This window comes from Orbaceae bacterium BiB (assembly GCA_036251205.1).
Classification (GTDB): Bacteria; Pseudomonadota; Gammaproteobacteria; order Enterobacterales; family Orbaceae; genus Orbus; species Orbus mooreae.
This window is the reverse complement of the sequence record CP133958.1, coordinates 1143470-1166752: the sequence shown is the minus strand read 5'-3', so window position 1 is coordinate 1166752 and position 23283 is coordinate 1143470. Positions and strand designations below refer to the sequence as shown.

Annotated in this window: 22 protein-coding genes and 1 riboswitch; of the genes, 19 read left to right on the top strand and 3 right to left on the bottom strand. The window is 33.7% G+C overall.

Features of this window, described 5'->3' with window-relative positions; genetic code table 11:
• The 5 genes from pheT to RHO11_05460 all read left to right on the top strand — a co-directional run bounded on the left by pheT (window position 1) and on the right by RHO11_05460 (window position 4654).
• Entirely contained in the window at window positions 1-2388 is a 2388-nt protein-coding gene (pheT, locus tag RHO11_05480) for a phenylalanine--tRNA ligase subunit beta (protein ID WVD62571.1), read from the top strand.
• Window positions 2389-2393: 5 nt separating this feature from the next.
• On the top strand, window positions 2394-2687 hold the full coding sequence (locus RHO11_05475) for an integration host factor subunit alpha (GenBank protein WVD62570.1): 294 nt from the start codon (window positions 2394-2396) through the stop codon (window positions 2685-2687).
• A 52-nt stretch (window positions 2688-2739) separates the two neighbouring features.
• Window positions 2740-2784: riboswitch (PreQ1 riboswitch) on the top strand.
• Window positions 2785-2786: 2 nt separating this feature from the next.
• Window positions 2787-3269 (top strand): preQ(1) synthase, encoded by a 483-nt coding sequence (queF, locus tag RHO11_05470; protein WVD62569.1) that lies wholly within the window; start codon window positions 2787-2789, stop codon window positions 3267-3269.
• A 27-nt stretch (window positions 3270-3296) separates the two neighbouring features.
• On the top strand, window positions 3297-3968 hold the full coding sequence (gene queC / locus RHO11_05465) for a 7-cyano-7-deazaguanine synthase QueC (GenBank protein WVD62568.1): 672 nt from the start codon (window positions 3297-3299) through the stop codon (window positions 3966-3968).
• Between the two features lie 32 nt (window positions 3969-4000).
• Entirely contained in the window at window positions 4001-4654 is a 654-nt protein-coding gene (locus RHO11_05460) for a 7-cyano-7-deazaguanine/7-aminomethyl-7-deazaguanine transporter (protein WVD62567.1), read from the top strand.
• Between the two features lie 53 nt (window positions 4655-4707).
• Here RHO11_05460 and fis read toward each other — a convergent pair whose 3' ends face one another.
• Together fis and dusB are read right to left on the bottom strand one after the other, a co-directional pair.
• Window positions 4708-5004, bottom strand: a complete 297-nt coding sequence (fis, locus tag RHO11_05455; protein WVD62566.1) for a DNA-binding transcriptional regulator Fis — start codon at window positions 5002-5004, stop codon at window positions 4708-4710.
• A 24-nt stretch (window positions 5005-5028) separates the two neighbouring features.
• Window positions 5029-6000, bottom strand: a complete 972-nt coding sequence (gene dusB, locus RHO11_05450) for a tRNA dihydrouridine synthase DusB (GenBank protein WVD62565.1) — start codon at window positions 5998-6000, stop codon at window positions 5029-5031.
• Window positions 6001-6277: 277 nt separating this feature from the next.
• Here dusB and cmk point away from each other — a divergent pair, with 277 nt between their 5' ends.
• The 9 genes from cmk to RHO11_05405 all read left to right on the top strand — a co-directional run bounded on the left by cmk (window position 6278) and on the right by RHO11_05405 (window position 14975).
• Window positions 6278-6961: a (d)CMP kinase gene (cmk, locus tag RHO11_05445; GenBank protein WVD62564.1), complete on the top strand. Its 684-nt coding sequence runs from the start codon at window positions 6278-6280 to the stop codon at window positions 6959-6961.
• Between the two features lie 104 nt (window positions 6962-7065).
• Window positions 7066-8748, top strand: coding sequence for a 30S ribosomal protein S1 (rpsA, locus tag RHO11_05440; protein ID WVD62563.1), 1683 nt, complete (start codon window positions 7066-7068; stop codon window positions 8746-8748).
• Between the two features lie 150 nt (window positions 8749-8898).
• Entirely contained in the window at window positions 8899-9183 is a 285-nt protein-coding gene (locus RHO11_05435; GenBank protein ID WVD62562.1) for an integration host factor subunit beta, read from the top strand.
• 291 nt (window positions 9184-9474) lie between these two features.
• Complete coding sequence (locus RHO11_05430) at window positions 9475-10377, top strand: LysR family transcriptional regulator (GenBank protein WVD62561.1); 903 nt, start codon at window positions 9475-9477, stop codon at window positions 10375-10377.
• Between the two features lie 112 nt (window positions 10378-10489).
• A complete protein-coding gene (locus RHO11_05425; GenBank protein WVD62560.1) occupies window positions 10490-11320 on the top strand; it encodes a shikimate dehydrogenase in 831 nt (276 codons plus the stop codon).
• A 35-nt stretch (window positions 11321-11355) separates the two neighbouring features.
• Entirely contained in the window at window positions 11356-12192 is an 837-nt protein-coding gene (locus RHO11_05420) for an aldo/keto reductase (protein ID WVD62559.1), read from the top strand.
• A 131-nt stretch (window positions 12193-12323) separates the two neighbouring features.
• Window positions 12324-12677 carry a DUF1870 family protein gene (locus tag RHO11_05415; GenBank protein WVD62558.1) on the top strand — a complete coding sequence of 118 codons (354 nt, stop codon included), beginning with the start codon at window positions 12324-12326 and terminating at the stop codon, window positions 12675-12677.
• A 210-nt stretch (window positions 12678-12887) separates the two neighbouring features.
• Window positions 12888-13403 carry a shikimate kinase AroL gene (aroL, locus tag RHO11_05410; protein ID WVD62557.1) on the top strand — a complete coding sequence of 172 codons (516 nt, stop codon included), beginning with the start codon at window positions 12888-12890 and terminating at the stop codon, window positions 13401-13403.
• A gap of 375 nt (window positions 13404-13778) precedes the next feature.
• The gene (locus tag RHO11_05405) at window positions 13779-14975 is read left to right on the top strand and encodes an MFS transporter (GenBank protein ID WVD62556.1); all 1197 of its coding nucleotides are present in this window, start codon (window positions 13779-13781) and stop codon (window positions 14973-14975) included.
• Between the two features lie 385 nt (window positions 14976-15360).
• On the opposite strand, the gene RHO11_05400 is transcribed toward RHO11_05405, so the two are convergent.
• The gene (locus RHO11_05400) at window positions 15361-16593 is read right to left on the bottom strand and encodes an MFS transporter (protein WVD62555.1); all 1233 of its coding nucleotides are present in this window, start codon (window positions 16591-16593) and stop codon (window positions 15361-15363) included.
• Window positions 16594-17041: 448 nt separating this feature from the next.
• Between RHO11_05400 and RHO11_05395 the strand changes: the two genes are divergently transcribed.
• From RHO11_05395 to RHO11_05375, 5 genes are all read left to right on the top strand, one after another.
• On the top strand, window positions 17042-17863 hold the full coding sequence (locus RHO11_05395) for a sugar phosphate isomerase/epimerase (protein WVD62554.1): 822 nt from the start codon (window positions 17042-17044) through the stop codon (window positions 17861-17863).
• Window positions 17864-17887: 24 nt separating this feature from the next.
• Window positions 17888-18760, top strand: a complete 873-nt coding sequence (locus RHO11_05390) for a shikimate dehydrogenase (GenBank protein ID WVD62553.1) — start codon at window positions 17888-17890, stop codon at window positions 18758-18760.
• A 134-nt stretch (window positions 18761-18894) separates the two neighbouring features.
• Window positions 18895-19659, top strand: a complete 765-nt coding sequence (aroD, locus tag RHO11_05385; protein ID WVD62552.1) for a type I 3-dehydroquinate dehydratase — start codon at window positions 18895-18897, stop codon at window positions 19657-19659.
• A gap of 46 nt (window positions 19660-19705) precedes the next feature.
• Complete coding sequence (locus RHO11_05380; GenBank protein WVD62551.1) at window positions 19706-20539, top strand: SDR family oxidoreductase; 834 nt, start codon at window positions 19706-19708, stop codon at window positions 20537-20539.
• Window positions 20540-21127: 588 nt separating this feature from the next.
• Window positions 21128-23167: an NAD(P)/FAD-dependent oxidoreductase gene (locus RHO11_05375; protein WVD62550.1), complete on the top strand. Its 2040-nt coding sequence runs from the start codon at window positions 21128-21130 to the stop codon at window positions 23165-23167.
• Window positions 23168-23283: the final 116 nt, after the last annotated feature.

Here is a 23283-nt window from a genome sequence, read left to right as displayed (position 1 = left end):
ATGAAATTTAGTGAAAGCTGGCTACGTGAATGGGTAAACCCAAATATCAGTAGCGAACAATTATCCGATCAGTTAACGATGGCTGGTCTTGAAGTTGACGATGTTGAAAAAGTTGCTGGTGATTTTACTGGTGTTGTTGTAGGTAAAGTTGTTGAGTGTAAACAGCACCCTAATGCCGATAAATTACGTGTAACTAAAGTTGATATAGGAAAAGATCAGCTATTAGATATCGTTTGTGGTGCATCTAACTGTCGACAAGGCTTAATTGTTGCGTGTGCAACTATTGGGGCTGTTCTACCAGGTGATTTTGTGATTAAAGCCGCTAAACTTCGTGGCGAACCATCAGAAGGGATGCTTTGTTCATTCTCTGAATTAGGTATTACAGATGATCATAATGGAATTATTGAACTTCCAGAAGATGCACCATTAGGTGAGGATATTCGTCAATATTTAAAATTGAATGATAATATTATCGAAATTAGTGTCACTCCTAATCGCGCCGATTGTTTCGGTATGATTGGTATTGCTCGAGATATTTCTGCTGTTAATAATATTAGTATTGTTGAACCGAAGTTTAATTCGCCAGAAGCAACGATTACTGACGAACTTAGTATTAAAGTCCTTGAGACTAAAGCTGCACCAAGATATTTAGGACGTATCATTAAGGGGATCGATGTTAAAGCACCAACCCCATTATGGATAAAAGAAAAATTACGTCGTAGTGGTATTCGTTCTATTGACGCTGTAGTGGATATTACTAATTATGTCTTAATTGAATTAGGCCATCCGATGCATGCTTTTGATCTACAAAAAATTACTGGTGGAATTACAGTAAGATATGGTCATCCAAAAGAAAAACTAACACTTCTTGATGGTAATGAGGTTGAAATCAAAGCGAATACTTTGGTGATTGCTGATGATGAAAAAGCATTAGCGCTTGCAGGTATTTTTGGTGGTAAGGAGTCTGGTGTATCAACAGATACTCAAGATATTGTATTGGAAGCGGCATTCTTTTCACCATTAGCTATTGCTGGTAAAGCAAGAGAGTACGGGTTACATACTGATGCATCTCACCGTTATGAGAGAGGTGTTGATCCTGCGTTACAACACAAAGCAATGCAGCGTGCAACGGAGCTAGTTTTAGCTATTTGTGGTGGTGCAGCGGGACCGATTGTTGATGTGACTGATCAAAATTCAATGCCAAAACAGGCAATGATTTCTCTACGTCGTGAAAAAATAGATCGATTAATTGGTTATCATATTGATGGACAAAGAATTAGTGATATTCTTGTTAAATTAGGTTGTGAAGTGATTGTTCAAGATAACATCTGGCAGGTAACCGCTCCAACTTGGCGTTTTGATATTCAAATTGAAGAGGATCTAATCGAGGAAATAGCGCGAATCTATGGCTATAATAATATCCCGAATCAAAATCTTAATATTGATTTGATAATGCAAGCTAATTCAGAAACGCGTGTTCCATCAAAACGTTTTAAAGATCTATTAGTTGATAGAGGCTACCAAGAAGCAGTAACTTATAGTTTTGTTGATCCAAAAATCCAATCATTGTTGCACCCAAATCAAGATGCGATGATTTTACCTAATCCTATCTCAACAGAGATGTCGGCAATGCGTCTATCATTATGGACAGGCTTGCTTGGCGCGGTGATGTATAATCAAAATAGACAACAACAGCGAGTACGTTTATTTGAAACAGGCTTAAGATTTGTACCTGATGCTAATGCTGAATTTGGCGTTAAACAAGAAACAATGTTAGCAGGTGTAATAACTGGTAATCTTTACGATGAACATTGGGCTATTCAAAAACAACCGGTTGATTTTTTTGATTTAAAAGGTGATGTAGAGGCTATTTTAGCAATATCTGGTATTAATGAAGTTGTTCAGTTCAAAAAATCTGAGAATCCGTCTTTACATCCAGGACAAAACGCAGCGATATATATTAAAAATGAATTAGTCGGTTATTTAGGTGTTTTACATCCAGAGATTGAAAATAAATTGGCTTTAAATAGTAAAGCACTTGTTTTTGAATTGAATTTAGATAAAATTAGCACTAAAAGAGTTCCTAGTGCACAGGACTTTTCTAAGTATCCAGCTAACCGCCGAGATATTGCAATTATTGTAGATAAGTATGTATCGGCTGCTGATATTCTAGATGAGTGTAAAAAGGTTGGTGGTGATAAATTGGTAGATGTTAATTTATTTGATATGTATCAAGGAAGTAATATTAAAGAAGGGCAAAAAAGTTTAGCTATCAGTTTGATATTACAAGATAAAACACGTACACTAGAAGATGAAGACATAACTTATATTGTAAGCCAGTGTATTACTGCATTACAAAATCGTTTTAAAGCCTTATTAAGAGAATAATCACTATGACATTAACTAAAGCTGATATTGCAGAGCGCCTAACAGATAAACTTAATATAGATAGACAAGAGTCAAAAGTACTTGTCGAGCTTTTTTTCGAAGAAATTAGAGTTGCCTTAGAAAAAGGTGAAACAGTGAAATTATCTGGTTTTGGCAATTTTACTATTCGTGATAAAGATTCTCGTCCGGGACGCAATCCTAAAACGGGAGAAAATGTTGCTATTACCGCACGTCGCGTAGTAACATTTAGACCAGGTATTAAATTTAGAGAGCGTATTGAAAAGAATTTAGAAGTTTAGTAAATATATTTTCAATATTATTGTTAGAAGCACTGATAATAATCAGTGCTTTTTATCTGTGGTTCGAAATCCTCCCACATAAAAAAACTAAGGAATATTATGAGTGACCATTCCCATCTCACTTTATTAGGTGAGCAAACTGTTCGTTATCCACAAACTTATTGTCCTACTATTCTTGAATCATTTAACAATAAGCATTTAAATAATGATTATTTTGTTAAATTCAATTGTCCCGAATTTACAAGTCTTTGCCCTATTACTGGCCAGCCAGACTTTGCTACTATTTATATCTCTTATGTACCAAATATTAAGATGGTAGAAAGTAAATCTCTTAAACTGTATCTATTTAGTTTTCGTAATCACGGTGACTTTCATGAAGATTGTATTAACATTATTATGAAAGATCTTATTGCATTAATGGACCCGAAATATATTGAAGTTTGGGGAAAGTTTACCCCTCGAGGTGGCATTTCTATAGACCCTTATGCAAATTATGGTAAAGCGGGAACTAAATGGCAAGAAATTGCATTTACTCGCTTAGCCAATCATGATTGTTATCCAGAAAAAGTTGATAATCGTTAATTTTATATTTTTATAAGTGGTAAGCAAATGTTACAACAACCCAAAGTATTGGTTGTATTTTCTGGTGGGCAGGATTCTACAACGTGCCTGATTCAGGCAATAAAACAGTATGGAATCAGCAACGTAGAGATAATCAGTTTTAATTATGGCCAGCGTCATCAAATCGAGCTTGATAAGGCAAAGTTTATCGCTAAAGATTTAGGTGTATCTCAAGTTATTATTGATACTACTGTTATTAAACAAACGACTAATAATGCGTTAATTGATACAACGATGGCTATTACTCAAACAGAGACTAAATATCCAAACACATTTGTTGATGGCCGTAATGCACTCTTTTTATTGCTAGCAGGTAGTTTTGCGAAGCAAAAACAGATCAAGAATATCATTATTGGCGTATGTGAAACAGATTTTAGTGGATATCCTGATTGTCGTGATGTATTTATTAAGTCAATGAATGTCACGATGAATTTAGCGATGGATTATTCATTCAATATAATAACACCTTTAATGTATTTGACTAAAGCTGAAACATGGGCTCTTGCTGATGAGCTAGGTTATCTTGATTATATTAGGCAGTATACTCACACTTGCTATAATGGTGTGGAAAATGGCTGCGGTGATTGCCCTAGTTGTCGTCTTAGAGAAAAAGGTTTAACTGAATATTTACAGTATAAAGCTGCTCAAACGACTTACTAATTTTTTATCGGTGCTTATTGAAAGGACGATTTATGCATTCATTTACATTAGAACAGAAAAAAAAGGCGCTGTATCAATTAGCCTTTTTTCATATATTAATTATCGCTTCAAGTAATTATTTGGTACAAATTCCATTTACTTTTTTCGGTTTTCATACGACATGGGGAGCTTTTACTTTTCCATTTATCTTTTTAACAACAGATCTCACTATTCGAGTCTTTGGCGCTACGTTAGCTAGAAAAATTATTTTTGTGGTTATGATCCCCGCATTAGTTTTATCGTATGTGATCTCTGTATTATTTTTTAATGGTCAGTGGATGGGAATTATTGCGTTAACTGATTTTAATGTCTTTGTGTTTCGAATTGCATTAGCTAGTTTTGCTGCTTACTTAGTTGGGCAGTTAATGGATATTACTGTGTTTAATTATTTACGTAAAAAGAGGCAGTGGTGGGTTGCTCCTTCTGCTGCGGCAATTATCGGAAATATGCTTGATACATTTGTCTTTTTTAGTATTGCTTTTTACAAAAGTGATGACATTTTTATGGCTACAAATTGGATTGAAATTGCAGTTATTGATTACAGCTTTAAGCTATTAATATGTGGTGTATTCTTTTTACCGCTGTATGGTTTACTCCTGAATATTTTATTAAAAAATTTAATCAAAGAACACAAAAATAGTAGATAAAGAAATGGCGCTATATGCGCCAATCAATTCTTTAGTTTAATCAAAACAAACTATTAGCTCATGCCATACTGTTTTAATTTTTTACGTAAAGTTCCTCGATTGATACCAAGCATATTGGCAGCACGAGTTTGGTTACCACGAGTATATTGCATAACCATATCAAGAAAAGGTTGTTCTACTTCAGCCAAAACAAGCTCATAAAGATCAGTTGGATCTTGACCATCTAATTGTGATAAATAATTTCTCAATGCTTGTTTTACAGAGTCTCTTAAAGGTTTTTGAGTGATCTGTTCTTGAGAATTTACTGTTGTAAATTTTAACGCTTCGGCTGTAACACGAATTTCTGACATAGTATTTTTAACTCTTGACTGTAATTATACGAAAAATGCTTCTAGTGCATCAATTTGCTGCTGTGCATTATTAATTTCACTAAATAAGCGCCTAAAATGATCGCTATTAGCATAACTTTGGGTATACCAAAATACATGTTTCCTAGCAATCTGCAATCCTTTTCTTTCACCATAAAATTGATGAAGTGATTTTATATGTTGTAAAGTAATTTGTTTTACTTCGTCAATACTTTTTACTGATTTTAACTTTCCATGTTTCAAATAGAATGCTATATCTTCAAAAATCCAAGGGTTTCCATTCGCAGCTCGACCAATCATGATCGCATCAGCTTGAGTATAATGAAAAACCTCTTCCGCCTTTTCAGGGCTTGTTATATCCCCATTTGCTATAATGGGAATCGTAACATATTTTTTAACTTCTTTTATTGAATCATATTCAGCAGAACTTTTGAATAAACATTCTCTTGTTCTACCATGAATTGTAAGTGCTTTTATACCACATTTTTGTGCAATTTGCGCGATATCTATACAATTTTTGTGAGATTTATCCCAACCAGTACGTATTTTCAATGTGACGGGCACATTAACTGATTGTACGACATTAAGTAAGATAGTCTCGACCAAATCAGGATATTGTAATAGTGCTGAGCCTGCTAACTTTTTATTCACCTTTTTAGCGGGGCATCCCATATTTATATCAATGAGCTCAGCACCTTGCAGTTCATTGAACTTTGCAGTTTTCGCCATTTCATCGGGATCACTCCCTACAATCTGTACTGCTCTCGGTCCAAGTTCATCTTTATGAGCCATTTTTTGTAGTGACTGTTCGGTATGCCAGATCTGAGAGTTAGCTAAAAACATCTCAGAGAATGCAAGGCCTGCACCAAATTGATAACATAAAGAGCGGAAAGGCAAATCTGATATACCTGCCATAGGAGCTGCAAGTAATCGGTTTCTAATCGTTAAGTTACCAATGCTAAATGAGTCAGACTGCACACAAAAATCCTCTTTTAAGGGCGCGTATATTACGCATTTTTTTTTGAACTGAAAAGGGGAATAATCAAAATTATTATAATATTTATTTCATAAGGGTACTATTTTTACATATATTCTATGCTAACTGATTTATATACAACAAATTTTTATATTTTGATAAATGTAAATTTAAGTAAATTTAACGCCATTATGAAATTTAATATTTTTAGCATATAATCAGCAATTGCATATTATTAACGAAAATAGTGCTATCTATAATTAAATAATGGTAATAAAAATGACATTGAATCTAATACCTGTAGTTGCAGTTGATGGACCGAGTGGGGTAGGTAAGGGAACATTATGTATTTCTCTTGCTAATTATTTAAATTGGCATCTATTAGATTCAGGCGCTATTTATCGAGTACTCGCTTTATCCGCTTTAAATCAGCATATTTTACCCGATGATGAGCCAGCCTTATCAAGATTAGCTTTAACATTACCCCTAGTATTTAAAACATCTGCAGATGGTGTTTCGGTATTATTAGATAATATTGATGTTTCTAAAGCTATCCGCGCTCAAGAGGTAGGAGAGACTGCTTCAAAAGTTGCTTCGTTACCAAAAGTGAGAGAGGCTTTACTGCAAAGGCAGAGAGACTTTAGAACTCTACCAGGACTGATAGCTGATGGCCGTGATATGGGTACTGTTGTATTTACTGATGCTATTATAAAAATTTTTCTTGATGCTAGCCCACAAGCTAGGGCTGAAAGGCGTATGAAACAGTTGCAAGAAAAGGGTGTTTGTGCTATATTCTGCGAGATTTTGCAGGAGATCTCTGAGCGCGATAATCGGGATCGTAACCGAACTGTTGCGCCACTAAGGCCCGCTCCTGATGCATTTGTTATTGATTCTACTAACTTGACGATTGATGAGGTCTTTAATCAAGCATTATCTTTGATAAATGATAGGATCAAAAAGTAAATTAATTTTTTAAGCTTCATTACAGGATGTTGTGAAGTATTGTAAACAACCCCATTAGGCATGATGCCAGGTGGACGTTAATTTTAACTTAAAGTAAATAAAATATGACTGAATCTTTTGCTCAACTCTTTGAAGAGTCCTTAAATCAACTAGATACTCGTTCTGGTAATATGATCCGTGGTACTGTCGTCGCTATTGATAAAGACGTGGTGTTAGTTGATGCTGGTTTAAAATCTGAATCAGCAATTCCAGTAGAGCAGTTTAAAAACGCACAAGGCGAATTAGAAGTTAAAGTTGGTGATGAAGTTGATGTTGTTCTTGATTCAATCGAAGATGGATTTGGTGAAACAATTCTATCTCGTGAGAAAGCAAAACGTCACGAAGCTTGGCTTACATTAGAAAAAGCTGTTGAAGATGCAGCGACCGTATTAGGTGTTATCAATGGTAAAGTTAAAGGTGGCTTTACGGTTGATCTTAACGGAGTTCGTGCTTTCCTTCCTGGTTCACTAGTTGATGTTCGTCCATTACGTGACACATCTCACATTGAAAACCGTGAAATCGAACTTAAAGTTATTAAATTAGATCAAAAACGTAATAACGTTGTTGTTTCTCGTCGTGCAGTAATTGAATCAGAAAGCAGCGCTGAACGTGAACAACTTCTTGAAACATTACAAGAAGGTTCTGAAGTTAAAGGTGTTATTAAAAATCTTACTGATTACGGTGCCTTTGTTGACCTTGGTGGTGTTGATGGTTTACTTCATATCACTGATATGGCTTGGAAACGTGTTAAACATCCTAGCGAAGTGGTTGAAGTTGGACAAGAATTACTTGTTAAAGTATTAAAATTCGATAAAGACCGTTCACGTGTTTCTCTTGGCTTAAAACAATTAGGCGAAGATCCATGGGTATCAATTGCTAAACGTTACCCAGAAGGTACTAAAGTAACTGGTAAAGTGACTAACTTAACTGATTACGGTTGTTTCGTTGAAATTGAAACAGGTGTTGAAGGTTTAGTTCACGTATCTGAAATGGATTGGACGAATAAAAACATTCACCCATCTAAAGTCGTTAGTCTTGGTGATGTTGTGGAAGTTGTTGTGCTTGAAATCGATGAAGAACGTCGTCGTATCTCATTAGGCTTAAAACAATGTAAAGCAAACCCATGGTTACAGTTCGCTGATTCTCATAATAAAGGCGACAAAGTTAGTGGTAAGATCAAATCAATCACTGATTTCGGTATCTTTATTGGTTTAGATGGCGGTATTGATGGTCTAGTTCATCTTTCTGATATCTCTTGGAATGTCCCAGGCGAAGAAGCTGTAAAAGCTTATAAGAAAGGTGATGATATTGAAGCTGTAGTTCTACAAGTTGATGCAGAACGTGAACGTATCTCTTTAGGTGTTAAACAATTAGAAGAAGATCCATTCAATAGTTTTGCTGGTAACTACAAAAAAGGTATGATTATCAAAGGTAAAGTAACTTCAGTTGATGCTAAAGGTGCAACAATTGAGATTGCTGATGGTGTTGATGGTTACCTTAAGGCTCAAGATATTGCTCGTGAACGCATTGAAGATGCATCAGCAGTATTAAAAGTTGGTGATGAAGTAGAAGCTAAAATTGTGAATATTGATCGTAAAACTCGCTCAATCTCTTTATCTGTAAAAGCAAAAGATGAAGCTGATGAGAAAGAAGCTTTAGCAGCTGTGAATAATACGCCTGCTCAAGACGAGTCATCATTCTCTAATGCTATGGCTGAAGCTTTCAAAGCAGCATCTAAATCTGAATAAATTTTGATTTAGAATAAAAAAATCAATAATTTATTGTATTATAACCGTAAAAGAGGGCTCGCCCTCTTTTACTTTTGTTATAAAATAGATAGAATCATTGTATAATTATCGATAGTTAGCTTGACTAAATTATATAAAACAGGAGCGCTCATGAACAGATCCGACTTAACCGAAAAAATAGCAAACTGGCGCACGCATTTGCCAGTGCAATTAGTTGATGAAGCAGTGCGGGATATTATCGAGCAAATTACCGTTGCGATGGAAAATAATGACCGTGTTGAAATTCGTGGATTTGGTAGTTTCTCCTTGAATTATCGAGCACCTCGTAAGGCAAGAAATCCAAGGACTGGTGGCCAAGTTGAAGTGAAGCAGAAATACATTCCTCATTTCAAGTCAGGGAAAGAGCTCAGAGAGCGAGTGAATGGCTCTAAGTAATTAGCTATTACACACACGATATTTTTCTAAGAAAGCACTGCAATCGCGGTGCTTTTTTTATAATGTTATACTTATATTTGTTTTTATCTAAGAATATTATTTGTTATTTGTTACTAATTCCTCTTCTATTTTATATATTAACCGCTATTAAATTTGTCATCAGATCAAATATTCAAGTAGAAATGTTTAAAGATAATTATCAATTTTAACAATGATATATTGTCAAACAGATGAAATAGTGTTAAAACACTGAGTTTATTAGATAAATAATTTATTAGAGTGCTATATTAAATGAATTTGAAACAACTGAAATATTTTCAAACACTCGCAAAAAATCAACACTTTACATATACGTCAGAATATTTTGCTATTAGCCAGCCAAGTCTAAGTCATGCTATTGCTGAACTGGAAAAAGAGGTCGGCATTAAATTGTTTCAGAAAAAAGGACGTAATGTTGAGTTGACTAAAGAGGGTGAACAGTATTTAATCTATGTTAATAAAGCATTGCAGTCATTAAATGAAGGCGAACAGTTTGTTAAAGAACTCACGAGTATATCTCATGGACATATCAAGTTAGCTTTTGTCTATTCATTAAGTATGAATTACGTTCCTAAAATTATTCAAGCTTTCACCGCTCTGCCACAATATGAAAATATCTCATTTTCATTTTATGAAGATCTAAGTCGTAATATTGTGCATGAACTAAAAACTAAAAGATACGATATTGGTTTATGTTCTTTTATGCACGATGATCCTGAGATTGAGTTCACCCGTTTAGCTAAACAAGAAATTGTTTTCATTATTTCCAATGATAATCCATTATCCAAACGTAAGAAAATAGATTTAAAAGATATTGTTGATGAGCCAGTTATTCTGTATAGCGAAAGAAGTGGTATGCGCGGTTATTTAGATAATATGATTGCTGATTCAGGTGTCGTTTTGAATAATGTTGTAACGCGGGTAGAAAGTGAAAATGCAATGATTGGACTTGCTTCTATTAATTATGGTATTGGGATGATGGTTCGAGTACCAGTGCCACAAGAGGTTAATGTATCATTAATCTCTATGAATAAAAATCGTCAAAAAAGAGATATTTATGTTGCAACTGTCAAAAACCGCCCATTAATGCCGGTAGCACAAAAATTTCATCGTTTTTTAACACAATATTGTGGTGATAGTTTTTTTAATATGTAGTTCTATGCTATTATTTATTTAAATTTTGAATTAATTTTTAGAAATTAATAAAAATATCAACTTCATTAGACAATATCCGTTTTAAACGGAATCTTTCAAAAGGACATTTTATATGAGCCAGTTTAAACCTTATAATATCTATGGCATTATTGGTTACCCTTTGGGACAAACACTTAGCCCATTGATTCATACCACTTCTTTTAAAGAACAAAATATTCCAGCCATCCTTGTGGCTTGGCCTACTCCACCAAATGAAGTTGAAAATTTTGTTAAATCAGTCCGACTACTTAATATTCGGGGCTGCTGTGTCACTATTCCTCATAAGCAGGCTGTAATTCCTTTTCTTGATGAAGTGACTGATCGTGTTAAAAAAGTAGGTGCTGCTAATTTAATTTATTGGGATGGTGATAAGTTATGTGGTGACAATACCGATGTTAAAGGATTTATGGATCCATTAGAAAAAAATCCACTACCTAAAGAATATAAAAAAGTACTATTACTTGGTGCTGGAGGCGCTGCAAGGGCTGCTGTTGTTGGTTTACAAACTTTAGGCTATACCGATATTACCGTGACTGATATTGTAGAAGATCTACCTTTAACATTAGCTAAAGAATTCAATTTAAAAACGGTTAGTTGGAATGAACGAAACAGTGTGGATGCACAAATTATTGTGAACTCTACACCACTAGGAATGTTAGGTAAGTTTGAAGGGCAAACACCGTATAATTTTGAATGGTTTAAAGGTAAAGGAGTTGCTTATGATATCGTCTACACCCCTTACTATACCCAATTCCGTTTAGATGCTGAAAAAGCCGGTTGGACATCAATTTCAGGTCGAGAGATGTTTATTGGACAAGCTAATGAACAGTATAAAATTTGGACTGGAAATGATTTATCTGCTGGTGCTAAACAAGCCGTTATTGACGCTTTAGCTGGTAACTAATTTATTGATTAATATTGCTTATTGGATGGTAAATTATGTCATTAATTGGACAAGTGAAATTATATAACGGAGTATTTATTCCATCATTAGGTTTTGGTACATTTAAACTTACAGAGCCGACGGAAGTCAACACTGCTATTGAAGCCGCTTTATCTGCTGGATATAGGGCATTTGATACTGCTGAGTTATATCAAAATGAGTCTGTTCTTGGTAATGCATTGGCTCATTGCGGCGTAGCAAGAGAAGAACTATTTATTACAACTAAAATTGGTAATAATTCGCAAGGTTATGAGCAAACACTCAGATCTTTTGATAGATCACTAGAAAATTTACGATTAGATTATCTCGATCTTTATTTAGTCCATTGGCCATTAAAAGATAATTTTTTTGCAACTTGGAAGGCAATTGAACGACTTTATGATGATAAACGAGTGAGAGCAATCGGTGTGTGTAATTTTCATCAATCTCATTTTGAATTGTTAAAAATACAGGCTAATATTAAGCCAATGATTAACCAAATTGAAATACATCCTTATTTGACTCAGCAATCGTTAATCCAATATTTAACCAGTGAAGGGATCGCAATTGAAGCATGGAGTCCCTTAGCTCGAGGCCGCGTTAATGATGAGAAGGTACTTATTGATATCGCTAATAAATATCAAAAATCAGCGTCACAAGTGACATTACGTTGGCATTTACAAAAGGGGCTAATCGTTATACCAAAATCAGCGAATCCTCAACGAATTATTGAAAATACAAAAATATTTGATTTTGTTTTAACTCCACAAGAGATGAAGCAAATTGATTTACTTGATGAAGGCTATCGAACTGGACCTAATCCAGATGTGGTTTATGAAAAAAATGGTTTTTGAGGGTAGTTTTTTATAAACAGTATGTAGTTTAAAATTATTATATTTTATTGTTGATCACAGTTTATTCAGCTGTGGTTGACGATTTTGTTTTTAACCTTGTTTATGTAATACAAAATAAGCTGGAGAATATCATGACTAATATCGAATTACAGGCATATCGTCGTTTTTTTATGCTAAAAGTTTCTGAAGCAAGTGAGTATATTGGCAATACAACTGTTGATGTTTGGCATGATTGGGAACAAGGTAAAGCCGACATTCCAGCTAAAGTAATTGAACAAGTAAAAAATTTAAAACAGAAAAGACAGAGTAAAATCACTGCGATTATTGATGATATTAATGATCGTATTGGCAGTAATGATATTCGTTATTTTTTAACATTTGAAGACTTTAAACGTGTTAATCCGACCTTATCGGTATTAGATTGGCGTTTGCATCAATCAATAGCGACTGAGCTTTATTTTAGAGGGTTAGAAAAGTTGTGCTAATGTTATAAAAGGTAATTATTGATAATAGTATTTTTGAGTAAGTAATATTAAATTTTAACTATGTGTAATATTAAGTTTACAGTTTTGTTTTTTATCCTTATGAAAAATAAAAATATTTTTATATTAAATTTTAAATGTAAATATTAGTTGCAATTCTAGCTATTATGAATAATATGATAGATATATTTGTTAATTTTTTGAGAATCAACCATGAATAAAACTATTTATCTAGTTGGCGCTAGAGCGGCAGGTAAAACAACAATGGGACGACGACTTGCTGAAAAATTAAATTACTCTTTCATCGATACTGATGTGTATTTACTTGAATCAACCAAACGTACTGTTGCTGAAATAGTCGAAAAAGAGGGTTGGGACGGTTTTAGGATGAGAGAAAGTCAAGTTCTTCAAGAAGTGACTAAACCTCGTTGTGTTATTGCGACTGGTGGTGGAATGGTGCTTGCAGATAAAAATAGACAATTTATGCAAAAAATGGGTATTGTATTTTTCCTTTCAGCTCCAGCTAAAGTTTTAGCGTCAAGATTAATGCTTGATCCCAATGTTGCACAGCGTCCATCATTAACAGGATTATCTATTGTTGATGAAATGGAAAAGGTATTATCTGATCGACATCATCTTTATATGGACTCTGCTAGCCACGTTGTTAATGTTGACTGTGAAGAGATGAAAATACTTAATCAAATGTTAGATGCCTTAAATATTGATTAATACTTTGTTTCTAATTATGACAATGTTTTTCCTATCAGCCCAAAATAAATATATAGCAGGTAAATGATACTTTCGTCATTACCTGTTATTTTAGGCCCCAATGTATTATTCCTTTCGATCATTTTGATAAATAAAATTAGTATAATTTTGTTGATAACTTGATAGTCGTATTTTGTTTTTATCATTAAATTGATAAATAATTTTTATAGAAAAATGTGATCTTGTCTGCTTTTTCTATAAAAAGATGTTTTGTTGGTTGTTTTTTAATCTAAAAAGGGGGGGGGAGCCATACCTTTTTACTTTTATAAATACTTTATAAGCGGTAACATTACAGCAATGATTTTTAAAATTTAAACTTGTAATGGGGGATTTATAATGGCTAAAAACAGTAGTTCTTATGCTATTGCGGGATCTATTTATGCAAATTATATTATTCAAAGTATTGCTTTGATTGTAATTATGCAGTTTTCAATAGATTTATCTGTTCAACTTGGCACTGATTTGGTAGGGATTGGGTATGTGGCATCAGGTATTGGCGTTGGTAAAATACTTTTGATGTTTATAGGCGGTATTTTGTCTGATAAATTTGGAAGAAAGCCGTTTATTTATATTGGGATGTGTTGTTACATTATCTTTTTTATTGGTATTCTATTTTGTCACAATTTACATGTCGCGTTTATTCTAGCCATGTTTATTGGGGCCGGAAACTCATTTTTAGATACGGGATCGATGCCTGCGTTAACTGAATGTTTTCCGTGTTCAGCTGGTACAGCGAGTGTTTTGATTAAATCATTTATTTCTATGGGAACACTTATTTTACCTTTTATTGTTGCCTATTTTTATAATCATACTATCTGGTATGGCTATGCGCTAATTGGGTTCTCTATTTATTTATTAATTAACGGATTATTGTTAGCTCCTCGTGTTTTCCCATCAAAAAATACCAAAATTTGTGGTAATGTCGGTAGTGGTGACTATTTTATTAGTAAACCGAAGATTGGATTTGAAGGTCTCTGTTTAATTTTAATGGGTTTTACAACAACGGCAACTTTTGTAATTATTTTACAGTGGTTGCCAGCGATTGCTGAGAAGGGTATTGGTATGGATACCATTGAATCAAAGCAGCTGATTAGTTATTATAGTACAGCCTCAATTATCTCGGTATTTTTTACGGCTTATGTCGTTAAGAAAATTTTAAAGCCAATTTATTGTATTATTCTATTACCACTTTTATCGGCCTTAATATTATTGCTATTCCTTTTTAATCTCACTCCGCAAATGAGTCTTTTTGTTGCGATTGGAATGGGTTTAACTGCTGCCGGTGGTGTTCTTCAATTAACATTAGTCGTAATGCAACAGCTATTTCCAGATAAAAAAGGATTTGCTGTTGGGACGATGTATACTTTGAGTGGTTTATCTTTTATCGTTATTCCTCTAGTTGTCCCTAAACTTGCAATTATTAATGTCAGTTATGCGATTTTAATTGATTTAATTATGGCTTTATCAAGCGTAGTATTGGGATTAATTGTTTATACTCGATTTAGAAAAGTGATTGATATTAGTAAGATCTAATCGATAATTAGATTTAACTGATAATCGCTTAAGTTATGGGATATCAGGCATATTGTCTGTTATCCTATGCTCATACCCACCTCTATTCTTTCATCCTATTTTCTATTATCTTGTGTTCAAATAATAACATCCAGGAATAAAATAAATTATCAAGAAGCTGTATTCCTAGTCTGTTATGAATATAGGGCTATTATGTTACGTTAATTGGTAATGTGGGTGATTATCGTGTTGTTATTTTAAAATAGCATTGAGAATCTTAAAATATTATTAGCCTAAAAGCCCAATTTATTTAGAGGGTTATTGATTTGATTTACTGATTTTATTCGATATTGGCATGAAGTACTAGTGGATATAAAAATGGCGCATTTCTGCGCCGATGTTGATGTTAAGCTTGTTTACATTTTTTACTTGGTATCTCAAATAATTGACGGTAACGAGCGATGATGACTAAAGCAAGTATTGCGCCGAAACTTGCAATTAACGCATCGAATAAAATGATATTAGCAATGTTAGTTTTTGAAATAATGCCAGTAAATACAGGGATTGAGAATGTAGCAAGACTAGAAGAGGTGAAGAATATACCAAGCACTCGACCCTTACCTTCAGGATAAAATTCTGCCATTGTTGTCAGAGCTAGTTGTAAAACACCACCAGCGGCAGTAAATCCTAAAATGAATCCACCAATTACACATAATGTTGGTGATGGGAATAAATAGAGTATAAAGAGCATAATTGCTGATAATAGTGGGTATACAAATACAATATATACTGGACGAATTAAACTTTTAACTAAAATAGATGTTAACGCCACGCTAGCAAGGGTTCCTATTGCATAATAGCTGATTGTTTGTGCGGCGGCGGCTTCACTCATATGGGCGACTGCTGATGAAAATTTAGGTAACCAAATTGAGACTAAGTAAAATGTTGCTGTAGAGGTATAACCAATAACAATAAAGCAGATTCCCTCGATCCAAAAGTTAGCTTTTTTCTTTAACTTAGGTAATGGTGTTGAGTCTTCATCTTCAGCTGCTTCAATAACTTCTTCTTGAATCGGTTTTTTATGATTTGGGAATGGCATTTTTAAAACAATCAGAGCATTTATTACTAATATTGCAATACAGAAAAAGAATGACCAGCCATAATAAGAGTTAGTTGCGATAATGATAGTCATTACGATGGGTAATACAAACTGTCCTCCCGCAATCGCAGCTTTAGTTAAAATAGATGCGGTTCCAGTAGCTTTAGGGAAAGATTCCATTAAAGCCGGATAAGTTCCTGCATCTAGAGTTGAGTTTGCAATACCGCCAAGAATAGCAAAGATAAATGCAACTTCTAAGTTAGGACTAACTAATATACCAAGTAAGAAGCCAATATAGAATAATCCACCTAAAAACACGAAAGGCTTACGACCAAACTTATCAGATAATGTGCCCATTACAAATAATACGATTAATCGACCAATACCAAGTCCAGAAATAACATAAGCAACTCCTGCCGTATCCGTATTTAATTGCGCGGTTAGATAATTCATATTTTGGGCTAAAATAATCGCCCCCATTCCATGAACAAAATAGTTTATATACAAACAGATTGACGTTGGAATATATTTGTTTTTCATGTCGAGTCCTTTTAGAAAATTCAAAAATTAATAATAAATTTGTTTTAATTTAGAAAGATTGATTAGTATTTTCTATTTATTTTTGAATTAAAATCTTTGTTTTTTTTAATTAATTGATTTTTATATAAAAATAAAATATTTGAAAATTAATTAGGCAATTTCATCATTAATGTTGCTATGTATAACAGATATTATCAGACAAATAAATAGAATTAGAGAGATATTTTTGAAAGTGTGATTATATTATCATTATTGAAAATATTTTTTTATTTAATTTAACTATTTGATTTTAGTTATTTTATTTGTTTTAATTTAATCTAAAAATGGTTTTTTAAATTTAAATAATAAAAAAAATGAATTAAATTTGCATTATCTATAGATAAAATTATTTTTATGGTTTAAATTATTAACAGTAATTTTTATAATGATTAATTCGAGGGGATAAATTATGTCAACGGAACGTCCAATTGGCCTTGCTGCACTGACAGTATTAGATGTATCACCGGCCAATCAAGTTATTGTCGCTGCCGAAGCAGGATATACGCATGTGGGATTACGTTTAATTCCAGCTACACCAACTGAACCAGTTTATGCAACTGTAGGTGATACACCCTTAATCAGAGAAGTCGAAAGAAGATTAAAAGAGACTGGCATTAAAGTCTTAGATATTGAGATCTTTCGTTTAAAACCTGATACTCGAGTTATTAATTTTTTACCAGTTCTTGAAACTGGTGCACGTCTAGGTGTTAGCCAGGTTCTTTTGGCTGGTAATGATCCTGAACCTCATCGTTTAGCTGATAATTTTGCTCGTTTATGTGAAATTGCAGCACCATTAGGAATTGCAATTAATATTGAACCTATGCCATGGACGGATATACCAACCGTTAATTCTGGCGTAGAATTACTAAAAGCGGCTAATCAAAATAATCAAGGGATGATTATCGATCCGTTACATTTTGATCGTGGTAATAATACTTTAGATGATCTGAAAAAAGTACCGAAAGATTGTTGGCGATATATGCAATTATGTGATGGTACTAAAGAAAAACCAAAAGATACAGAAGGATTATTGTATCAAGCTCGTAATTATCGATTATCACCAGGTCGTGGTGGAATAGATTTAGTTTCACTACTTAAAGCATTGCCGGATATGCCTATTTCGATTGAGTGTTGTAATGATGAATTTGCTCTACGTCATTCACCAATTGAACGCGCAAAAATGTATTTAGAAGATACTAAAGCATTATTAAAAAGAATTTCTGAATCTTAAAATAACGAAATACAGGAGTTGTATATGAGAGAAAATATTGATGGACATTTTTTATTGATTGGCCTAATGGCTTATCCGATTCGACATAGCTTATCGCCAAAAATGCAAAATATTCTCTATTCTAAACTTGATGTTCCCTATGTGTATTTAGCTTTTGAGGTGACACAAGATAAATTAGCTGATGCTGTTAAAGGTCTTCGCGCATTAGGTTTACGTGGTAGTGCTGTCTCTATGCCGAATAAACAATTAGTTTGTCAGTATATTGATAAATTAACTCCCGCGGTTGAACTAATTGGTGCTTGTAATACGATTTCAAATGATGATGGTGTCTTAACTGGTTACAACACTGATGGTATGGGATATATGCGTTCTCTTAAAGAGGCTGGTGTTGATGTGATCGGTAAGAAAATGACGTTATTAGGTGCGGGTGGTGCAGCTAGTGCTATTGCTGTTCAGGCTGCTCTTGATGGTGTGAAAGAGATTGCTATTTTCAATCAGAAAGATGAATGTTATGCCAAAATTGTTGAAATTGCTAAGCGCATTAACGAAAAAACAGCATGTAAAGCAACTGTTTACGATTTAGATGATAAAGTTCAGCTACGTAAAGAGATTGCTGAAAGTGCTGTACTTTGTAATGCAACAGGCGTAGGGATGAAACCACTTGAAGGTCAAAGCTTAATCACAGATTCAACAATGTTAAGAAAAGATTTGGTTGTTACTGATTGTATCTATAGTCCACGCAAAACCAAATTGTTAGAAATCGCAGAAAGCCAAGGTTGTAAAACCTTAAATGGTATTGGCATGATGCTATGGCAAGGGCATGCTCAAATTAAAATTTGGACAGGGCAAGAGGCTCCAATCGATTATGTAAAAGAAAAAATGGGATTTAATAATTAATTTGTTATGATTAAAAATACTATTTAGTAGCAGTGATACGATATAAATAAGTGTATTGTTAATGACAGATTATGACCGATTTCAATCGTATCTTTGCAGTATGGTTTTCTAATAAATTAAATATTGGTGATTAAATGACAAAAATTACAGTAAAAGGTTTAGAAATTGGTGTTGGTGCACCTAAAATTATTGTGCCAATTGTTGGAAAGACAGAACAAGAGTTAGTTGATGAAGTTCAGTTTTTAAAAAATATTGATTTTGATGTATTAGAGTGGCGAGTAGATCATTTTAAACATGTTGATGATATTGAAAAAGTAAAGCAAGCAGCACAATGTATCAATGACATTATTGGTCATAAACCAATCCTTTTCACTTTCCGTACAGCTAATGAAGGGGGAGTTTATCCTGCTAGTACTGAATTTTATCTGAATCTAAATAAACAGATGATTATCAGTAAATTAATTGATTTTGTTGATGTTGAAGTGTTTATTGGCGATAAATTTGTTAAAGAAATTGTTGCATTAGCTCATCAAAATAGTGTGTTGGTTATCGCGTCAAATCATGATTTTGATAAAACACCGAGTAAAAGCGACATTATTCAACGTTTATGTAAGATGCAAGATCTCGGTGCTGATATTCCTAAAATTGCAGTTATGCCTCGCTCAATTGACGATGTATTAACGTTATTATCAGCAACAGCTGAAATGAAAGAGAAACATACGAAAAAACCATTAATTACCATGTCAATGGCGGGTAAAGGCGCTATTAGCCGAGTTGCTGGTGAGACGTTTGGTTCTGATTTAACATTTGGTGCCGCAAAGAATGCATCTGCACCAGGTCAGCTTGATGTTAAAGAGTTAAGGCATATCTTGAACGTATTGCATAAAAGCTTTACGTAATGGTAAATAAGATATTCAATCTAATGAGATAATTAGGAGTTTTTATATGCACAATAATTGGTTAGGTTTAGAAAATGATGTCTGTGTTATTACTGGCGCAATGGGGGGAATGGGAGCAGAGATTTGTAGAGAGTTTGCTAAACAAAAGGCAAATCTTGTACTTATCGATCTTGATGCGACTAAATGTCAGGAATATGCAGCTCAATTAAGAGATGAATTTGGTATTAAGGCACTCGGTTTGGCTTGTAATACGACTGATGAGAAAAGTGTTGATGAAGCTGTCGCAATTGTAAAAAAAGAGTTTGGACGTTGTGATGTTCTCGTCAATACTGCAGCTATATTGCGTTTTTGTCCGTTAGAAGATTTACCTCTTGATGAATGGAACTTAACAATTAATGTAAATATGACTGGTTATTTTTTAATGTCACAACGTTTTGGTCGATTGATGATTGAACAAAAATCAGGACGTATTGTTCATATATCAACAGTTGCATCGCATACGCCTGAAACTTATAGTGGTGCGTATAGTTCGACCAAAGCGGCTATCTCAATGTTATCAAAACAAATTGCTGCTGAATGGGGACAATTTGGTATTCGCAGTAATGCAATATGCCCATGTTTTGTTAAAACACCATTATCTAAGAAATTCTATGAAGATAAAGAAGTTGAAGCAGGACGAACACGAATGATCGCTAGTCGCCGTATTGGTGAGACGATTGATATTGCTAATGCTGTGCTATATCTTGCAAGTAAACGTTCCGATTACTCAAATGGTACTGAGTTAGTTGTTGATGGTGGTTACGAAATCATGTTAGGTGATTTAGCACCAAGACCTGGTGGACGTCGTCAGTTCGCGATTAATCAGCGAAAGGGTAAATAGTCACTTATCAGGTATTAATTAAGTTATTACTTTAGTTTGTGAGTCTATTTATTAAATAGTAAAGTTGCCCAGAAATGCTTTGGGCAACTTTTATATAAAAATTAAACCATTGATCATTATTTCTCTATTTGAGAACTTATTACACCATCTGTTTTATCTTTCATTATTTCATATAGATACATCTTTTTCTAAAACTAAAATTTTATAAAATAATTTATATTATGAATTAATAATCTAGTTTCAATAGAAATATTATTGAATTATGTTTAAATATCTTTTTTTATCAATGAATTATATTTTTGTTTTTTTATTTATTATTTATTTAATTTCGTTTTTTTATAATTAATTTATTATTTTATTTATGGGTAAATTATTTCAATTAATTGATTTTTATATATAAGTATATTGATTATTGATTATTGATTATTGATTATTGATTTTTTATTCATAGTTTAATTTTATTAATTTATTAAAATATAAATGATTTTTTTATTAATTAAATTGTGTATAATGAGCTTAATCGAATATCTTAAATTAGAAACTACATACAAGTACAACTTGTAGCATGATATGAGGGAGTTAAGTCATATGAGCGATTTTTCTGCAATTTTTCAACCTATCACCATTAAACGTACAACTATTAAAAATCGTATTGTTATGCCACCAATTGGTACTAATTTTGCCACGTTAAGTGGTGAGTTTGTCGATGACCATTTGCAATATTATGAGCAGAGAGCAAAAGGGGGTACAGGTCTTATTATCTTAGAAAATGTCTGTATTGATTATCCATACGGTACCAATGGAACGACTCAGCTAAGAATCGATAATGATCAATATATTCCAGGATTCTATCGTTTTACAGAAAGAATGCATAAACATGGTGCGATGGTTGCAGTACAGATCAATCATGCAGGTGCTTCAGCCTATTTTGGTCGGTTAAATGGTCTCCAGCCAATATCAGCTTCAAACATTCCATCTAAAACCGGTGGTAATGCCCCAAGACCGATGTCTGTTGATGAAATTTTGTATGTTGTAAAACAATATGGTATTGCAGCTTCAAGGGTTCAACGCTCTGGGTTTGATGCTGTTGAAATTCATGCAGGTCATTCATATCTACTCAGTCAATTTCTATCGCCACTGTTCAACCAACGTACTGATGAATTTGGTGGTAGCGTAGAAAATAGAGCTCGAATTGTCCGAATGGTCATCGATGAGATCCGTAAAAATGTGGGACCTCACTTTTTGATTATGCTTAGATTTAGTGCCGACGATTTTATTAAGGGTGGAAATACCCTTGAAGATACTTTAGAAATTCTTGAATATCTCAATGATGAAGTGGATATTTTCGATGTATCTGCGGCTCAAAATGACACATTATTTTGGCAAATAGATCAAATGAGCCAACCTGACGGATGGCGATCTTATATGGCAAAAGCGGTGAAAGATAAATTTAATAAACCAACCATTGCATCGGGTAATTTTCGTGATCCAAATATTATTGCTAAAACGTTACAAGATGGCCATGCTGATTTTATTGTTATGGGGCGAGGATTAATTGCCGAACCGTATTGGGTTGAAAAAGTTAAAAATAACGAGATCGATACATTAAGAAGATGTATTTCTTGTAATATCGGCTGTGCTGATCACCGTATTGCTAAATCTAAGCCTATTCGTTGTACCGTAAATCCCGATATTATTAGCTATGAAGATTATAAACGCTATCAAGTGGCTAAGCCTTTAAATGTCGTTGTAATTGGTGGCGGCACCGCCGGCTTAGAGGCTGCTGCAAGCGCTGCAGAAGTGGGATGTAATGTCACATTATATGAAGAAAAGCCATTTTTAGGTGGTCTATCGGCAATTATTTCGCGTTTTCCTTATAAACGTCGAATTGCTGATCTACCTAAGTTTTTAATTAATCGTGTGAATAAATTACAAAATGTTACTGTTCATCTTAATACAAGAGCGACGCCTGAAATGGTTGAGTCTCATAAACCCGATTTAGTTATCGCGGCAACAGGGGCAAAAGCTATATTACCTCCGATTAAAGGTTTACATGATGAGTTGGCTAAGCCGGATCGAAAAGTCTTCTCTATCTTTGATTTGATGGATAATTTTGCACACTTTACCGATATTGCAAATAAGAAGATTGCGGTTATTGGTGGCGGTGCCGTTGGGCTAGATGTTGTAGAGTATTTTGCTGAGCAAAATGCCAAGAGTGTGACGATAGTTGAGATGCAATCTGCATTGGCTAAAGATTTAGATATTATTGGCCGTTTATCTATGATGAAAATGATTGAAGATAAAAAAGTGCATGTTATGCTCAACACAACCTTACAGGAAGTTAAAGAAGACGCCTTTGTTGTTAGTAAAAAAGGTGAACAAGAAGAGATTGATTTTGATTATGGTTTTGTCTGTTTAGGGTTAACACCCGTAACGAGATTTATTGATGATTTTAGTAAAAATGCCAATAAAAATAATTATATATTCCAACAAATTGGCGATAGTAAACAAGCGCGAAAATTAATTGATGGTATGCGCGAAGGACGAGATGTTATCGCTTCTATTCAATCTATTGAGCGAACTAAATTTCATGATATTAGAGGAGTTGATATTAATAGACCTCTCTAAATTGCGTCATTATCATTAATCATATTGGTGGATCCTTTTCACTCGGGATTCACCATTTTTATACTATATTGATATGTTACATCAATATTTTAACGAAAAGTTTAGTTAGTGTTAAT

Excerpts from the sequence above, each read along its gene's own strand:
- pheT (WVD62571.1), top strand. The coding sequence starts at position 1 with ATGAAATTTAGTGAAAGCTGGCTACGTGAATGGGTAAACCCAAATATC.
- RHO11_05475 (WVD62570.1), top strand. The coding sequence starts at position 2,394 with ATGACATTAACTAAAGCTGATATTGCAGAGCGCCTAACAGATAAACTT.
- queF (WVD62569.1), top strand. The coding sequence starts at position 2,787 with ATGAGTGACCATTCCCATCTCACTTTATTAGGTGAGCAAACTGTTCGT.
- queC (WVD62568.1), top strand. The coding sequence starts at position 3,297 with ATGTTACAACAACCCAAAGTATTGGTTGTATTTTCTGGTGGGCAGGAT.
- RHO11_05460 (WVD62567.1), top strand. The coding sequence starts at position 4,001 with ATGCATTCATTTACATTAGAACAGAAAAAAAAGGCGCTGTATCAATTA.
- fis (WVD62566.1), bottom strand. The coding sequence starts at position 5,004 with ATGTCAGAAATTCGTGTTACAGCCGAAGCGTTAAAATTTACAACAGTA.
- cmk (WVD62564.1), top strand. The coding sequence starts at position 6,278 with ATGACATTGAATCTAATACCTGTAGTTGCAGTTGATGGACCGAGTGGG.
- rpsA (WVD62563.1), top strand. The coding sequence starts at position 7,066 with ATGACTGAATCTTTTGCTCAACTCTTTGAAGAGTCCTTAAATCAACTA.
- RHO11_05435 (WVD62562.1), top strand. The coding sequence starts at position 8,899 with ATGAACAGATCCGACTTAACCGAAAAAATAGCAAACTGGCGCACGCAT.
- RHO11_05430 (WVD62561.1), top strand. The coding sequence starts at position 9,475 with ATGAATTTGAAACAACTGAAATATTTTCAAACACTCGCAAAAAATCAA.
- RHO11_05425 (WVD62560.1), top strand. The coding sequence starts at position 10,490 with ATGAGCCAGTTTAAACCTTATAATATCTATGGCATTATTGGTTACCCT.
- RHO11_05420 (WVD62559.1), top strand. The coding sequence starts at position 11,356 with ATGTCATTAATTGGACAAGTGAAATTATATAACGGAGTATTTATTCCA.
- RHO11_05415 (WVD62558.1), top strand. The coding sequence starts at position 12,324 with ATGACTAATATCGAATTACAGGCATATCGTCGTTTTTTTATGCTAAAA.
- aroL (WVD62557.1), top strand. The coding sequence starts at position 12,888 with ATGAATAAAACTATTTATCTAGTTGGCGCTAGAGCGGCAGGTAAAACA.
- RHO11_05405 (WVD62556.1), top strand. The coding sequence starts at position 13,779 with ATGGCTAAAAACAGTAGTTCTTATGCTATTGCGGGATCTATTTATGCA.
- RHO11_05400 (WVD62555.1), bottom strand. The coding sequence starts at position 16,593 with ATGAAAAACAAATATATTCCAACGTCAATCTGTTTGTATATAAACTAT.
- RHO11_05395 (WVD62554.1), top strand. The coding sequence starts at position 17,042 with ATGTCAACGGAACGTCCAATTGGCCTTGCTGCACTGACAGTATTAGAT.
- RHO11_05390 (WVD62553.1), top strand. The coding sequence starts at position 17,888 with ATGAGAGAAAATATTGATGGACATTTTTTATTGATTGGCCTAATGGCT.
- aroD (WVD62552.1), top strand. The coding sequence starts at position 18,895 with ATGACAAAAATTACAGTAAAAGGTTTAGAAATTGGTGTTGGTGCACCT.
- RHO11_05380 (WVD62551.1), top strand. The coding sequence starts at position 19,706 with ATGCACAATAATTGGTTAGGTTTAGAAAATGATGTCTGTGTTATTACT.
- RHO11_05375 (WVD62550.1), top strand. The coding sequence starts at position 21,128 with ATGAGCGATTTTTCTGCAATTTTTCAACCTATCACCATTAAACGTACA.